Origin of the sequence: Vibrio sp. ZF 223 (assembly GCF_003050585.1) — a bacterium.
GTDB classification, from domain to species: domain Bacteria; phylum Pseudomonadota; class Gammaproteobacteria; order Enterobacterales; family Vibrionaceae; genus Vibrio; species Vibrio crassostreae.
In genome coordinates this window covers 121,790-137,466 of record NZ_PIGB01000012.1, presented here as the reverse complement: position 1 = coordinate 137,466, position 15,677 = coordinate 121,790, and the positions used below count along the sequence as shown (strand labels likewise).

Genomic DNA, 15,677 nt, shown 5'->3' with positions numbered 1-15,677 from the left:
GTAACAGTTAAAAATATTGGCACAGTGTTTGCTTTATAAGCTCTAGAAGATGATTTTTTGGAGCAAAATTATGGATCGCGCACTGTTTCTTGCCATGAGTGGCGCAAAGCAAAATATGCAGGCTTTGCAGCTACGTGCAAACAACCTTGCCAACGTGAGTACAACTGGTTTCCGTGCTGATTTAGCACAAGCACGTTCAATGCAAGCGTATGGTGAAGGCATGCCTACTCGTGTTTTCAGCATGACAGAGCGTCCTGGTCATAATTTTGCGCAAGGTAGTGTGGTTACCACTGGCCGAGATCTCGATGTTACCGTTCAAGGTGATGGTTGGATTTCAGTGATGGATAACACCGGCCGCGAAGGCTTAACGCGTAACGGTAATCTAAGGGTTGACCAAAACGGTTTGCTAACTAACGCAAGTGGCCATTTGGTGCTAGGTGAGAACGATGCGCCAATCACACTGCCCATCCCAATCAGTAAAGTAGAAATTGGTACTGACGGTACGATTTCGGTGATTCCTCAAGGCGCTCCAGCTGAAGAATTGGCCGTAGTTGATCGTATTAAGCTTGTACGTCCAGACAACCAAACTTTGTTTAAAGATACGAATGGTCTATTCCGTTCGAAAAACCCAGATCAGGCATACGAAGCAGATGCAGCGGTAACGTTGCTAAAAGGTGCTATCGAAGGCAGTAACGTAAATGCCGTAGGTGAAATGACCAGCTTAATTGACTTACAACGTCAGTTTGAAATGCAGGTCAAGATGATGAGCACAGCAGAGGAAATGGACAAGTCGTCTGATTCACTGCTTCGTATGAGCTAATAGAGTTTAAAGGAAATTGCTATGCATCCAGCACTATGGGTAAGTAAAACAGGTTTAGACGCCCAACAAACCAATATCTCAACGATTTCGAACAACCTTGCCAACGCCTCGACCATTGGTTTTAAAAAGAGCCGCGCGGTATTTGAAGATCTGTTCTACCAGAACATCAACCAACCGGGTGGTCAATCGTCTCAGAACACTGAGCTGCCAAGTGGTTTGATGTTGGGTGCTGGTTCTAAAGTTGTTGCTACTCAGAAAGTGCACACGCACGGTAACGCACAAACAACGTCGAACAGCCTAGATATGATGATCGAAGGTGACGGCTTCTTCCAAGTTGAGATGCCAGACGGTGAAACTGGTTACAGCCGTAATGGTCAGTTTACTCTGAACGGTGACGGCGCAATCGTAACATCGGGCCAAGGTTACCCTCTACAACCAGAAATAGTGATTCCTGAAGACGCGATCTCAGTAACGGTTGGTAACGACGGTGAAGTATCGGTTCGTCTACGTGGTGAGCAAAACAACGTCGTAGTTGGCCAAATCACGATTACAGACTTCGTAAACCCAGGCGGTTTAGAGCCAGTCGGTCAAAACCTTTACTTACCGACTGGTGCGAGTGGTGACCCGCAAGAAGGTGTACCGGGCTTCGATGGCCTAGGTAACATTCGTCAGTCGATGCTAGAAACATCGAACGTAAACGTAACCGAAGAGCTGGTAAACATGATTGAAGCTCAACGTGTATACGAAATGAACTCAAAAGTTATCTCGTCAGTAGACAAGATGATGAGCTTTGTTAACCAACAGCTGTAATTGGTTTGTTAGCCGTTTACTTATTCGAATTCATCAACGTGTTTCTACTAATTGATCCATTGACCACTGCCTGCTGAGAGTATATCGCCATGAAACGTATTTTTTGTTTAGCTCTGTTTATGTCTATGACGGGTTGTGCTGTGCTGGACCCGATAGAGACTCCAGCAGAAGAAAACGCAACCACAGTAGTTGATGCAGTGGAAGGTGATAAGTCGGCTGAAGAGAGCTCAGGCATTATCGACACGCTTCGTGGTAGAACCGATCCAATTGCAGGTGACCCTGCATGGGCGCCAATCAATCCAAAGCAGAAACCAGAGCATTACGCAGCGGCAACGGGTTCACTATTCAATGTGAATCATATTGGCAGCATGTACGATGACTCAAAACCGCGTGGTATTGGTGACATCATTACTGTGGCGCTAGATGAGAATACTCGAGCGACCAAAAAAGCCAACGCAGACATGTCTAAGTCGAACGATGCATCGATGGAGCCTTTGGCCGTTGGTGGTCAAGAGCTAACGATCGATAAGTACAACTTCTCTTACGATCTGAGCAACACCAATACCTTCGCTGGTGACGCATCAGCCAACCAAAGTAACAGCATCAGCGGCTACATTACCGTAGAAGTTATTGAAGTATTAGCCAACGGTAACCTAGTGGTTCGTGGTGAAAAGTGGATGACATTGAACACAGGCGATGAGTATATCCGCCTGAGTGGCACTATCCGTCCAGACGATATTGATTTCGAAAATACCATCGCTTCAAACCGTGTTTCTAACGCAAGAATTCAGTACTCGGGTACGGGCGTGCAGAAAGATATGCAAGAGCCTGGATTCTTGGCACGATTCTTTAATGTATCTCTGTAGGGCTTGAGAGGGTGTCGACATACTGATAGCCTCTATCACTCAGCCATATTTAGCTAAGCTATTATAAATTAAAGCAATACAGACAGGTTACTCAATGAAAAAACTAACACTCGTACTATTCGGCATGCTATTTCTTGCCACCAGTGCCCATGCTGCGCGTATTAAAGACGTGGCAAAAGTGGCGGGTGTTCGTAGTAACCAACTTGTTGGCTACGGTTTGGTGACAGGTTTGCCGGGTACAGGTGAGACAACTCCCTTTACCGATCAAACGTTTAACGCAATGCTGCAAAATTTTGGCATCCAATTGCCGCCCGGCACTAAGCCAAAAACCAAAAACGTAGCGGCTGTTATTGTGACTGCTGAACTGCCAGCTTTCTCTAAGCAAGGTCAGGAAGTTGACGTAACCGTGTCTTCTATCGGTTCGGCAAAAAGCCTACGTGGTGGTACGCTGCTACAAACCTTTTTAAAAGGTCTTGATGGCCAGGTGTATGCCGTAGCGCAAGGTAACTTGGTAGTAAGTGGTTTTAGCGCGCAGGGTAACGACGGTTCTAAGATTGTCGGTAACAACCCTAACGTTGGCATCATCTCTAGCGGTGCAACGGTTGAACAAGAGATTCCAACCCCATTCGGTCGCGGTGACTATATTACCTTCAACCTAATCCAATCAGATTTTACAACGGCTCAGCGTTTGGCTGATGCGGTTAACAACTTCTTAGGCCCACAAATGGCGTCTGCGGTAGACGCGACGTCAGTAAAAGTTCGTGCACCTCGAGAAATCAGCCAACGTGTGGCTTTCCTGTCTGCAATTGAAAATATCGAATTCGACCCTGCAGAAGGTTCTGCAAAAATCATTGTTAACTCTCGTACCGGTACGATCGTGGTTGGTAAGCACGTTCGCTTAAAAGCGGCGGCGGTAACGCACGGTGGTATGACGGTCGCAATCAAAGAAAATCTCAACGTAAGCCAACCGAATGCATTTTCTGGCGGCCAAACAGTAGTGGTTCCTGATTCAGATATCGAAGTCACTGAAGCTGATGGCAAGATGTTTAAGTTTGAACCTGGCCTAACGCTGGATGATTTGGTTCGAGCAGTTAACGAAGTCGGCGCAGCGCCTTCTGATCTAATGGCAATCCTTCAAGCACTGAAACAAGCGGGTGCGATTGAAGGCCAATTGATCATTATCTAAGGGGTTAAGCATGATTAAGAATAACAATGACATCGGCTTTATCCACGACATCGGCAGCCTAGACCGCCTTCGTCAACAAGCGGTAAACGGTGAAGAAGGCAGCGAGAAAGAAGCATTAACCGCTGCGGCAAAACAGTTTGAATCAATTTTTACCTCAATGTTGTTTAAGTCGATGCGCGATGCAAACTCAAGCTTCAAATCGGATATGCTGAATAGCCAGAACGAGCAGTTTTATCGCCAAATGCAAGATGAGCAAATGGCGAGTGAGTTGAGTGCTTCGGGTTCGTTAGGTCTTGCGGATATGATTGTGGCGCAGTTAAGCGCGGGTCAAGCAAGCGATGCGACGGAAGATAAGGTTCGTAGTGAAGGCTTTGATACTTCATTGCAAAGACCTCAGTACTCAGGCCGTTCAGAAGGTCGAGCATCAGAAGTACAATCTGCGCAAGCAGCAAAACAGCCAGTATCCTTTGATTCTCCAGAATCGTTTGTGACCTCAATGAAGCCTTACGCAGAAAAAGCAGCGAGCGCGCTTGGTGTGGACTCGTCTCTACTATTGGCACAAGCTGCCCTTGAAACGGGTTGGGGTTCTAAAATGGTTAAGAACTCTTTGGGCAACAGCAATAACCTATTCAACATCAAAGCAGACAGAAGTTGGAAGGGCGATAAGGTTGCTACGCAGACACTTGAGTTCCACGGTAAAACAGCCGTTAAAGAGTCGGCTTCTTTCCGTTCTTACTCAAACTTTGAAGATAGCTTTAACGACTATGTGAAGTTCTTGAACGAAAACCCAAGATACGAAACGGCATTGCAGCATCAAGGTAACTCAGAGAACTTCATCAAAGGTATCCACCAAGCAGGTTACGCAACTGACCCTAACTATGCAGATAAGGTATTGCGCGTTAAAGCTAAGATTGATGAGATGAACTAATCACCTTTAATGAACATTGAGAGCTTGCCATTGGCAGGCTCTTTTCCTATCTATCACCTCAAGTTTTGCTGCGAAGTCTGTAGTTATCTCCTTACACTTCAATAAATTATTGCCTTTGAATTCTCAGTTTTATCTATTGGCATATATATTGCTTTATCTCTTGATGATATGCAGTTGTAGTTAATCAGTTTGCGCTGATTTTGTTAAGTTTTTTGGGGGCATTATGGCGTCGGATCTTCTGAATGTAGGGGCACAAAGTGTTCTTACCGCTCAGAGACAGCTAAACACCACAGGTCATAACATTTCTAACGCCAACACAGAGGGCTATAGCCGCCAATCTGTGATTCAAGGTGTGAATGACCCGCGCCAGTACGGTGGCCAAACCTATGGTATGGGTGTGCATGTGGAAAATGTTCGCCGCTCTTGGGACCAATTTGCCGTCAATGAACTTAACCTATCGACAACCAATGCCGCCAACAAAGGTGATACCGAAGCCAGCCTAGATATGCTGTCGGGCATGTTGTCATCGGTTGCTTCGAAGAAGATCCCAGAAAACCTCAACGAGTGGTTTGACTCGGTTAAAACATTGGCCGATACACCGAATGATGTTGGTGCGCGAAAGGTTGTATTAGAAAAGGCTGGGCTATTAACTAAAACCTTGAACGAATTTCATGAAACAGTTCGACAACAGTCTGATTCTACTAATAAAAAGTTAGATATGGGTATCGAGCGAGTTAACCAACTGGCTTACGAGATCCGTGACGTACAACGCTTAATGATGCGAACTCCTGGGCCACATAACGACCTTCGGGATCAGCACGAAAAGCTTATTAATGAGCTGTCTGGTTATACCAAAGTCACGGTAACTCCGCGCTCAAACGCCGAAGGATTTAACGTCCATATCGGTAATGGCCATACCTTGGTTTCAGGTAGTGAAGCAAGCCAACTGAAAATGGTTGATGGCTTGCCCGATGCGCATCAGCGTCGCTTGGCGATTGTTGAAGGGAAGTCTTTAAAACCGATCACCAGCAGTGATATCGACGGAAAAATCGGTGCCATGTTAGACATGCGAGACGAGCATATTCCAGCAATCATGGATGAGCTTGGTCGTTTGGCGACGGCGTTTTCGTACAAGGTAAATAGTCTTCAAGAGCAAGGTTTGGATCTCAACGGCAACGTAGGCCAAGATATTTTCACCGATGTGAACTCAGAGCTGGTGGCAAAATCTCGTGTCACGGCTAGTGGGCAGTCAACAGCGGATGTTGCGGTATATATCGATGACACCTCTGCCTTAAAAGGTGGTGAGTACGGCCTTAAGTATGACGGCAGTGATTATGTCGTGACTAAGCCGAATGGCGAAACCGTTAAGGTGACGACCGACTCTAGTGGTAACGCTTTTTATCTTGATGGCATGCGAGTGGAAATACGTAATCCTCCTGAACTTGGCGAGAAGTTATTACTGCGCCCTACGCGCAACTTTGCTGCGCAGATTCAGATGGAAACTAAAGACCCTAGAGATATTGCCGCACAAAGTTATGAGGCATCGACCACCTTTGCTAAAGGCACTGCGGGGTTCAAAATTTTAGCGGCTGGCCAATTACGTGAGTTCGAAGTGGTTGTATCGCCAAAGGGTGAGCAATTTGCCGTGACGGATCCAAAGGGCAACATTTTAATGCAGCCGCAACCGTATCCGCCACAAGGGCCTGTGACCATCAATGGCACCACCTTTGAGCTAACAGCCGGTGCGGTGGCAAACGATAAATTTACGGCAAACCTTGTCCCATCAGAAGGCGATAACGGAAACCTACGTAAGCTACAAGATCTCCAAACAGGTAAGATCTTGAATGATGGTGAGTCTACGATTTTAGACCTTTACCACAATTTGAACACCAATACGGGCTTGAAGTCTTCCACGGCAAATCGCTTGAGTGATATCGCGACGCTAGAAAAGCAGTCAGCTCAAGAACGTATTGCTTCGATTTCGGGGGTTAACCTCGATGAAGAAGCGGCAAATATGATGAAATTTCAACAAGCGTATATGGCTTCGTCACGCATCATGCAAGCAGCCAACGATACGTTTAACACCATTTTGGCTCTGAGATAGGAAGGTATAAATGTTGAATCGCATCTCTAGCTTCCACAATTATCAGTCAGTACAAAACGACTTGCGCCGCCAAGAGAACAAGGTGCATCACAACCAAGCGCAGCTCGCTTCTGGTAAGAAGTTGCAGTCGCCGAGTGATGACCCATTGGCGACGCACTATTTACAGAATATTGGTCAGCAGTCAGAGCAGCTTAAACAGTATGTAGATGCGATTACTTTAGTAAGAAACCGTCTTGAACATCATGAGGTATTGGTCTCCAACACTGAAGGCTTTGCTGATGAAGCAAAACGAACCGTGATGGAAATGATCAACGGTGCACTTTCTCCAGAAGACCGCTTAGCTAAGAAGCGTGAAATTCAAGAACTGGCGAATAACTTTCTGCATTTAGCCAACTCTCAAGATGAGTCGGGTAACTACACATTTGCGGGTACTAAACCAAAGAACCAACCTTTCTTTCGAGATAATGAAGGGAACGTGACTTACCAAGGTGATGACTATCAACGCAAGATGCGTGTGGCAAGCAGCTTTGAAATGGCGATGAATGATCCCGGCAGCAAAATGTTTATGGAAATAGACAACCCGTTCGGGGATTACGAGCCTCAATATGAGCTTGAGCCTGCGTCTGAGTTATTGCTCGGGCGTGCGACCAACAGCGATGAAGATGGGTCTACTTATAAAGTGACTTTTGTCGACATGCAGACGGGTAATTTCGCTTATCAGCTTGAAAAAGACGGTGCAGTGGTTGCAGCAGAAGATTTTGATCCTTCGACAGGCATTGTTTACGAAGGGCTGAATATTCAAGTCAAAGGCCAGATCACTAAGGGTGACTCCATCACCTTAGAGCCGAGAGAGACATTCTCTATCTTTGATACGTTCAAAGAGGCGGCAGAACAGGCAGAAAACCCTGTGTCGGATGCATCGGCAACGGCGAAATTGCACCAAGTAACAGAAGAGTTCCATGCTGCGTTTATCCATTTAACTAAGGCGAGAACCGATGTCGGTGCACGCTTGAGTACCTTGGATATTCAAGAGCAACAACATGAAGATTTTAAGTTGTCTTTGGCGAAAGCAAAAAGCAACTTTGAAGACTTGGATTATTCGAAAGCCATCATTGAATTCAATGAAAACTCTCGAGCACTCCAAGCTTCACAACAAGCGTTTGGCAAAACAAAAGACCTGACCTTGTTTAATTATATTTAATGATCAATCGGTATTTAGTGGTGAGCTGCTGTTCATCACGGAGTCGATTCTTTGCCTTATGTGCTATGCCATACGTGCGAATGACTTCAATACTTGCCGCTTTTTTATACGAAACGTTTTGTTTTTCAAGATAGCGGCAAAAAACGGCAATCAGGAGGGTATACGTTGTTTCACCCTCAAAGAACAAACAATCATAATCGCGTTTAATTTTTTGTAAGTTTTTGATTTTTATTTAATTAAAAAATTATTTATACAAAATTAAACTTGGCATACAACTTGTATCTGTGTTGGTTATAAATGATTAATACAGATCTTAAACCCTGAATAGGGTTTATCGAGTAATACACGGTCAGTGCTTATCCATATGAGAGTAAAGCTGGCCGCTTCGCAGAAAGTTTGCGAACTCATAAGGAGAGCAAAATGGCTATCAATGTAAGCACTAACGTATCTGCTATGACAGCACAACGTTACCTGAATAAAGCGTCTAATGACTTAGCGACTTCTATGGAGCGTTTGTCATCTGGTCACAAGATCAACAGCGCGAAAGATGATGCAGCAGGTCTGCAAATCTCGAACCGCTTAACGGCTCAATCTCGTGGCCTTGATGTAGCAATGCGTAATGCTAACGACGGTATTTCGATTGCTCAAACCGCTGAAGGCGCGATGAATGAATCAACCAACGTACTGCAACGTATGCGTGATCTAGCGATTCAATCATCAAACGGCACTAACTCTCCAGCAGAGCGTACTGCACTGAACGAAGAGTCAATGGCACTTCAAGATGAGCTTAACCGTATCGCGGAAACAACCTCTTTTGGTGGCCGTCGTCTACTGAATGGTTCATTTGGTGAAGCGTCGTTCCAGATTGGTTCTAACTCTGGTGAAGCGATGATCATGGCGTTGACTAGCATTCGTGCCGATGATTTCCGCATGGGTGGTACTACGTTTGATTCAGAAAACGCGAAAGATAAAGATTGGCAAGTGCCGCCAACTGCAAGCGATCTTAAGTTCGAATTTAAGACTAAAGCGGGCGAAGACATCATTCTAGATATCAACACCAAAGCGGGTGACGATATTGAAGAACTGGCGACTTACATTAATGGTCAATCTGATCTAGTGAACGCATCGGTTACCGATGAAGGGCGTTTACAGTTGTTCGTTGCTGAACCTGATCTTGAGGGTTCAATGTCTATCTCTGGTGGTCTAGCATCTGAGCTAGGTATTAAGAGTGAAGGCCGTGCAACATCAGTTCAAGATATCAGCCTAACAAGCGTTGCAGGTTCACAGAACGCAATCAGTGTGATTGATTCTGCAATGAAGTACGTAGATTCACAGCGTGCTGATTTGGGTGCGAAACAGAACCGTCTAAGCCACAGTATTAATAACTTGGCAAACGTACAAGAGAACGTAGACGCTTCTAACAGCCGAATCAAAGATACGGACTTTGCGAAAGAGACGACGCAAATGACCAAGTCACAAATTCTGCAACAAGCAGGTACTTCGATACTTGCTCAAGCAAAACAGTTGCCTAACTCTGCAATGACATTGTTGCAATAGTTATTGGTTGAACTTGCTGCTCGTGTTCAGACGTGAGCCATGCAGCAAGGGAAACTGGCAAGCATGCTTACTATTGAGTGTTTAGCTCTCTCATCTCTCACCTGCTATCCATTTTTACGGTAAGAATGCAACGGCAAGTCGGAAATGTGTTCATTTCTCGATGATCTCCACACAGGCTCTGACGCGCCAACTAGCCCCGGTTCTCTCAAAGGAAAAGGGGCTTTTTCCTTTCTGTGTTTCTTGTTTTTGCTACTTACTTCCCTGCGAATTTTCTCGCTCTACCTTTCTTAGATCTCTATTTGACGGCTCTTCTTCACGACAAATAATTTCATCTATTGCACAAGATTTGCCTACCCCAGAGATCTTTGGTGATTGATCATTTCTCCACCTTGACTAATTTAGATGTCGATTCGTACGTTTTTTAAACAGGTTGAAATCTTTTTTCAATTGAAATCTATCTCTGTAATAGAAAGTGATGAAAATTAAATTATTGATAAATATCAGGTTAATAATTTTTTTTTGGTTTTTTAAAAGTTTTTCTAAAGCTTCTGAATTTCGCGCCGTTATTAAAAGTAACTTTGAGAGAACTACTTTGGTTTTCCGAGACGTCGGAAACCGCTATACCGGAAAATCAATTGGAGAAATCACCATGGCAGTGAATGTAAATACAAACGTTTCAGCGATGACAGCACAACGTTACCTAAACAACGCAAACAGCGCACAACAAACATCAATGGAGCGTCTAGCTTCAGGCTCTAAAATCAACAGCGCGAAAGATGACGCTGCGGGCCTACAAATCTCTAACCGTTTGAATGTTCAGAGCCGCGGCCTTGATGTTGCTGTACGTAACGCGAATGACGGTATCTCTATTGCACAAACTGCTGAAGGTGCAATGAACGAAACAACGAACATCCTGCAACGTATGCGTGATTTGTCTCTACAATCTTCAAACGGCTCAAACTCAAAATCTGAGCGTGTAGCGATTCAAGAAGAAGTAACAGCACTTAACGACGAACTAAACCGTATCGCGGAAACTACGTCTTTTGGTGGCAACAAGCTGCTTAACGGTACTCACGGTACTAAATCATTCCAAATCGGTGCGGATAACGGTGAAGCGGTAATGCTTCAACTGAAAGACATGCGCTCTGATAATGCTCAGATGGGTGGTAAGAGCTACCAAACTGAGAACGCGAAAGACAAAGATTGGAACGTTCAAGCTGGCTCTAACGACCTAAAACTGTCGTTCACTGATAACTTCGGTCAAGCACAAGAAATCGACATCAGCGCAAAAGCGGGTGACGACATCGAAGAGCTAGCAACTTACATCAACGGTCAACAAGACTCTGTGAAAGCGTCTGTAACTGAAGATGGTAAGCTACAAATGTTTACTGGTAACAACAAAGTTGAAGGCGAAGTGGCATTCTCTGGTAGCCTTGCTGGCGAACTAGGCATGCAACCTGGCAAAGACGTAACGGTTGATACTATCGACGTAACGTCTGTTGGCGGCGCACAAGAGTCTGTAGCGGTTATCGATGCGGCACTTAAGTATGTCGACAGCCACCGTGCTGAACTGGGTGCTTTCCAAAACCGTTTCGACCACGCTATCAGCAACTTAGACAACATTAACGAAAACGTTAATGCATCTAAGAGCCGTATTAAAGATACCGACTTCGCGAAAGAAACGACTCAGATGACTAAGTCTCAGATCCTTTCTCAAGCTTCAAGCTCGATTCTTGCTCAAGCGAAGCAAGCACCGAACTCGGCACTTAGCCTACTAGGTTAATCGATTGAAAGGCCACGTTGACTATAAGTAGTTTTGATCATAAGCGTTAACGTTAGGCTTCCACAAATTAGCTCGTGGTGAGAGATGAGCGCTAAACAGACCCAGCTTCGGCTGGGTTTTTTATTGCCTGAAATTTGGTGAAGGTGTATTTGGAAAAGTGTAGTGCGGGTAAACAGAAGCAAAAGCGAGATTCCCTATCACGCTCGTTCCTCACTGTAGGGAATGACGGGATCGGGAAATGATAATTTCATCGCTTATTGTACCGAAGCTACCTTTCGTCATTCCAGAACCGAGTAAAACGAGGTATCAGGAATCTGACTTTTAATGAGCGGACTTGTTTAGTTCTCGCTTATCATTCTAGGGAGTGACGAGCTACTTATTGGTCGATGAGAAGATTCATCGTCATCCCAGAATCGAGTAGAACGAGATATCAGGGATCTCTTTTGGTTTTATATTCAACACCACGCTCAATAATCAAGAAAACGGGAAACTTTAGCGAATGTCGCCCTATTAATTGAAGCCCGATCACACTTTCCTTTGTTGTTGAAAAGAATATGAAAAAAAGCGCATTTTTTATTAAAGCTTCTAATTAAGGGGCCGTTAAAGGGATTGAGAGAAATGATATGTACCAATGTAAGGTGAGAGAGACACTGGTGCATAAACAAAATTGACATGTATTTGTGTGAGGTGAGAGTCACATAAGTACATTAAAAATGCCTAAAGGAGATCAACTATGGCGATTAATGTAAGCACAAATGTGTCTGCAATGACGGCTCAGCGCTACCTAAATAGCGCGGCTGAAGGTACTCAAAAATCAATGGAGCGTTTGTCTTCTGGCTATAAAATCAATAGCGCAAAAGATGATGCTGCTGGCCTACAAATCTCTAACCGCTTAACGTCGCAAAGCCGTGGCCTAGATATGGCTGTGAAAAACGCGAATGACGGTATCTCTATTGCACAGACAGCTGAAGGTGCAATGAATGAGTCAACCAACATTCTGCAACGTATGCGTGACCTTTCTCTTCAATCTTCAAATGGTTCAAACAGCAAATCTGAACGTGTTGCGATCCAAGAAGAAGTCTCTGCTCTAAATACAGAACTTAACCGTATTGCTGAAACGACCTCTTTTGGTGGTAATAAGCTTCTTAACGGTACTTACGGCAGCCAATCTTTCCAAATCGGTGCAGATTCTGGTGAAGCAGTAATGCTGACTATGAACAACATGCGTACCGACACTCAAGACATGGGTGGTAAGAGCTACGGCGTTACAGAAGGCAAAGATGCTTCTTGGCGTGTAGGTGCTGGTGCTGACTTAACAATCAAATACAACGATAAGTTTGGTGAAGCACAAGAGTTGTCTATTTCTGCGAAGGAAGGCAACGATATGGAAGAGCTAGCAACTTACATCAACGGTCAAAGCCAAGATGTTAAAGCGTCGGTAGGCGAAGGCGGTAAACTGCAACTTTTCGCTTCAAGCCAAAAAGTTGATGGTGATGTCGAGTTCGGTGGCAGTCTTGCTGGTGAACTAGGTATCGGTGCAGGTAAAGACGTTACTGTTAACGATATCGACGTAACATCGGTTGCAGGTGCAAACGAAGCGGTATCTATCATTGATGGCGCACTAAAATCTGTTGATAGTAACCGCGCATCTCTTGGTGCTTTCCAAAACCGTTTTGACCATGCAATTAGCAACTTAGATAACATTAACGAAAACGTTAATGCGTCTAAGAGCCGTATCAAAGATACCGATTACGCGAAAGAAACAACGGCTATGACTAAGTCTCAAATCCTACAACAGGCGAGTACTTCTATCCTAGCTCAAGCAAAACAATCACCATCAGCAGCTCTAAGCTTATTGGGCTAAACTTACCTCGGTAAGTAGCGGTAAACTCTACTCTGGGTAGAGTTTTACTGTATGGCTCATAAAGGAGGGAGGGAGAGTGTTATGGAAATATCATCCAACGCATCGAACATCCAGCCTTATGGCTCACCTAATGGCATTAAAATTGCAAGCGATGAAGGTAGTAGTGCGTCGAGTATTTCGCGACTAAAAGAAGCAACATCTTATGGCAAGGTAGAGAAATCGAAAGAGGAAGCTACCGAAGCAGCGATTCAATTAGCTCAACATAGACAAGAGCTAAATGATGAAGAGCGAGTCAAAATGGTGGAGAAGGTAAACGAGTTTATCTCCTCCCTCAATAAGGGTGTTGCCTTTAAGGTCGATGAAGAGTCGGGTAGGGATGTGGTGACCATTTATGAGACCACAACCGGTGATATTATTCGCCAAATACCCGATGAAGAAATGCTTGAAATTCTAAGACGCCTAGCAGCCCAAAACTCAAATAGTCGAATATTTGAGGTGAAGGTTTAAGTCGTATTATTGAGGTGGTTTAATGAGTTTTGGCCCAATGGGGATTTCGTCTGGCATGGATATCAATTCCATGGTCAGCAAAATTGTTGATTCGGAGCGTGTACCTAAACAGCAACGAATTGACAATGAACGAACGCGAATCGATACCAGCATTAGTGCCTATGGAAGACTCAGAGAATCCCTCGATTCGATGAAAAACCTGATGACAAACTTTCGTCAGGAAAAAGCTTTCGCTGTGCGAACAGTGGAAAGTACTGATGAAGCTCTTGTCTCTGCAACCGCGACTACCGAAGCGATCGCTGGCAAATATGCCATCGATGTGTTGCAGCTTGCCCAAAGCCATAAAGTGGCTTCTGATGTACTGTCAGAGGACATGAAATTTGGCCCAGGTAAGCTGCAGGTTTCGCTTGGTGATGACAGCTTTGATGTGCAAGTTGGCGACAGATCGAAACTTATCGATGTTGTTCGCAGTATAAACGGTGCAGATAGCAACCCAGGCGTTCGTGCATCTATTATCAACGATGTTGAAGGCCCACGACTTATCGTTGCCTCGAATCAGTCTGGTTCAGACCAGCAGATCAGCATCAACGTTGAGTCAGATGCCGCTAATCCCCTAAAAAAACTCGAATACAAAACTCTTGAAGAGCGCGTTAAAGCTTTAGAGAAAGCGCGCCTTGCAGCTCAAGATGTTCTTGCTCTAACTCCTGCAGGAAAAGCCGCACAACTCGTTGATGACGTAATTTCGAACGATGATCCAAATGCGAGTGAAACAATCGATGAAGACGGTAATGCCCTTTCTGCATCCCAGACCGACGCTACTTCATTAGCTGATGAAGGCTCTCAAAGCCTTAGCTACGGTGAGCAAGCCGCCGCCGACGGACAAGCTGCCCTTGATGCAGCTAAAGCGGCAAAATCTGTCATGCCGGAAGACAATATCCCAGGTTGGACGGAAACTGCATCTGGTACGCTTCTTGATTCTTACTACACACCTGAACTTGAGCTTGATGAAAAAGCGATAGAGAAAGCTCCTGATGTGCCGGGGTGGTCAAATGCTGCTTCAGGTACGTTGACAGATTCTTACGTGACGCCAAAAGAAGCCCAGCAAAAGCTAGAGGCTGAACAAGCGCGTATCGAAGAAAAGATCTCACAAGAAAAAGCAGAGCTCGCTGAGAAAGTTCAAAAAGGCGAATTGACCGCTGAACAAGCCAAAAAAATTGAACGTGCCAAACTCGATCCGGAAGAGCGTGAGCAATTAGAGAAGGTCGATAAAGCCCAAGCTGATCTTGCTCAGGCTCAAGAGTCTTTCGATACCTACAGTGGTATGACGGAAGTTCAAGCCGGACAAGATTCAATGGTTGTATTGGATGGCGTTGCTCAGCTCTCAAGTAACAACAATGTGATTGAAGATGCCGTGGAAGGCATCGATATTACGGTAAAAGGAAAAACACCTAAAGATAAGCCGCCGGCAGAAATTGGTGTGGAGTACGACCGTAATAGTGTTCGCCAAGACATTGAAGCTTTTGTTAATTCTTATAATCAGTTTTACCAAGTGTCTAAAAACTTGGCGGGTGTTGACCCAACGACTGGCCAAAAAGGCCCGCTGTCTGGTGACAGTACCGTGCGTAACGCCGACTCACGATTAAAAGGTGTGTTCTCATCAAGCATTGAAGGCGCGCCTGATAACCTAAAATCTTTGACCGAGTTTGGTATCACGACCACAAGACAAGGCTCGTTAGAAATCAACTACGACATGCTTGACCGTCAACTTAACAATAACTTTGATAAGTTGGGTGAGTTCTTTGGTGGCAACAACGGCTTCGCCAAAAAAGTGGAAGACGCGATTCAAGGCATTACAGGTATCACGGGTTCAATCCGTACTCGAGAAAAGAGCTTGGTCGAGCAAAATTACCGCCTAGCAGATGACCAAAGCGCGCTTGACCGCCGCATGGACAGCCTTGAGAGCCGTACCCACTCTAAGTTCACGGCCATGCAAGATGCGACCAGTAAGATGCAATCTCAGTTGGGCAGTATGATGAATGCGTTGGGCTAAT

The 15,677-nt window shown here is 45.0% G+C and carries 12 protein-coding genes; all 12 read left to right on the top strand.

All coding sequences use genetic code 11. From position 1 onward, the window contains the following. The first annotated feature begins 70 nt into the window (after positions 1-70). The 12 genes from CWO13_RS19955 (at position 71) to fliD (ending at position 15,676) form a co-directional block, all read left to right on the top strand. Positions 71-820 (top strand): flagellar basal body rod protein FlgF, encoded by a 750-nt coding sequence (locus CWO13_RS19955; protein ID WP_102432357.1) that lies wholly within the window; start codon positions 71-73, stop codon positions 818-820. A gap of 21 nt (positions 821-841) precedes the next feature. Continuing rightward, positions 842-1,630, top strand: a complete 789-nt coding sequence (flgG, locus tag CWO13_RS19950) for a flagellar basal-body rod protein FlgG (protein ID WP_004739713.1) — start codon at positions 842-844, stop codon at positions 1,628-1,630. Positions 1,631-1,719: 89 nt separating this feature from the next. After that, positions 1,720-2,496 carry a flagellar basal body L-ring protein FlgH gene (gene flgH, locus CWO13_RS19945; protein ID WP_048659814.1) on the top strand — a complete coding sequence of 259 codons (777 nt, stop codon included), beginning with the start codon at positions 1,720-1,722 and terminating at the stop codon, positions 2,494-2,496. A 94-nt stretch (positions 2,497-2,590) separates the two neighbouring features. Then, a complete protein-coding gene (locus CWO13_RS19940; protein ID WP_017106350.1) occupies positions 2,591-3,682 on the top strand; it encodes a flagellar basal body P-ring protein FlgI in 1,092 nt (363 codons plus the stop codon). Positions 3,683-3,692: 10 nt separating this feature from the next. Next, complete coding sequence (flgJ, locus tag CWO13_RS19935; RefSeq protein WP_048661934.1) at positions 3,693-4,610, top strand: flagellar assembly peptidoglycan hydrolase FlgJ; 918 nt, start codon at positions 3,693-3,695, stop codon at positions 4,608-4,610. Positions 4,611-4,833: 223 nt separating this feature from the next. Continuing rightward, complete coding sequence (flgK, locus tag CWO13_RS19930; RefSeq protein ID WP_108083426.1) at positions 4,834-6,714, top strand: flagellar hook-associated protein FlgK; 1,881 nt, start codon at positions 4,834-4,836, stop codon at positions 6,712-6,714. 10 nt (positions 6,715-6,724) lie between these two features. Further along, positions 6,725-7,915 carry a flagellar hook-associated protein FlgL gene (gene flgL / locus CWO13_RS19925; protein WP_048661936.1) on the top strand — a complete coding sequence of 397 codons (1,191 nt, stop codon included), beginning with the start codon at positions 6,725-6,727 and terminating at the stop codon, positions 7,913-7,915. A gap of 420 nt (positions 7,916-8,335) precedes the next feature. After that, complete coding sequence (locus CWO13_RS19920) at positions 8,336-9,472, top strand: flagellin (RefSeq protein ID WP_076651682.1); 1,137 nt, start codon at positions 8,336-8,338, stop codon at positions 9,470-9,472. A gap of 649 nt (positions 9,473-10,121) precedes the next feature. Beyond that, positions 10,122-11,255: a flagellin gene (locus CWO13_RS19910; protein ID WP_048659821.1), complete on the top strand. Its 1,134-nt coding sequence runs from the start codon at positions 10,122-10,124 to the stop codon at positions 11,253-11,255. 733 nt (positions 11,256-11,988) lie between these two features. Next, entirely contained in the window at positions 11,989-13,119 is a 1,131-nt protein-coding gene (locus CWO13_RS19905) for a flagellin (RefSeq protein WP_048661527.1), read from the top strand. An 81-nt stretch (positions 13,120-13,200) separates the two neighbouring features. Beyond that, positions 13,201-13,626 (top strand): flagellar protein FlaG, encoded by a 426-nt coding sequence (gene flaG / locus CWO13_RS19900; RefSeq protein WP_048661526.1) that lies wholly within the window; start codon positions 13,201-13,203, stop codon positions 13,624-13,626. Between the two features lie 22 nt (positions 13,627-13,648). Further along, the gene (fliD, locus tag CWO13_RS19895) at positions 13,649-15,676 is read left to right on the top strand and encodes a flagellar filament capping protein FliD (protein WP_108083425.1); all 2,028 of its coding nucleotides are present in this window, start codon (positions 13,649-13,651) and stop codon (positions 15,674-15,676) included. Position 15,677: the final 1 nt, after the last annotated feature.

Excerpts from the sequence above, each read along its gene's own strand:
- CWO13_RS19955 (WP_102432357.1), top strand. The coding sequence starts at position 71 with ATGGATCGCGCACTGTTTCTTGCCATGAGTGGCGCAAAGCAAAATATG.
- flgG (WP_004739713.1), top strand. The coding sequence starts at position 842 with ATGCATCCAGCACTATGGGTAAGTAAAACAGGTTTAGACGCCCAACAA.
- flgH (WP_048659814.1), top strand. The coding sequence starts at position 1,720 with ATGAAACGTATTTTTTGTTTAGCTCTGTTTATGTCTATGACGGGTTGT.
- CWO13_RS19940 (WP_017106350.1), top strand. The coding sequence starts at position 2,591 with ATGAAAAAACTAACACTCGTACTATTCGGCATGCTATTTCTTGCCACC.
- flgJ (WP_048661934.1), top strand. The coding sequence starts at position 3,693 with ATGATTAAGAATAACAATGACATCGGCTTTATCCACGACATCGGCAGC.
- flgK (WP_108083426.1), top strand. The coding sequence starts at position 4,834 with ATGGCGTCGGATCTTCTGAATGTAGGGGCACAAAGTGTTCTTACCGCT.
- flgL (WP_048661936.1), top strand. The coding sequence starts at position 6,725 with ATGTTGAATCGCATCTCTAGCTTCCACAATTATCAGTCAGTACAAAAC.
- CWO13_RS19920 (WP_076651682.1), top strand. The coding sequence starts at position 8,336 with ATGGCTATCAATGTAAGCACTAACGTATCTGCTATGACAGCACAACGT.
- CWO13_RS19910 (WP_048659821.1), top strand. The coding sequence starts at position 10,122 with ATGGCAGTGAATGTAAATACAAACGTTTCAGCGATGACAGCACAACGT.
- CWO13_RS19905 (WP_048661527.1), top strand. The coding sequence starts at position 11,989 with ATGGCGATTAATGTAAGCACAAATGTGTCTGCAATGACGGCTCAGCGC.
- flaG (WP_048661526.1), top strand. The coding sequence starts at position 13,201 with ATGGAAATATCATCCAACGCATCGAACATCCAGCCTTATGGCTCACCT.
- fliD (WP_108083425.1), top strand. The coding sequence starts at position 13,649 with ATGAGTTTTGGCCCAATGGGGATTTCGTCTGGCATGGATATCAATTCC.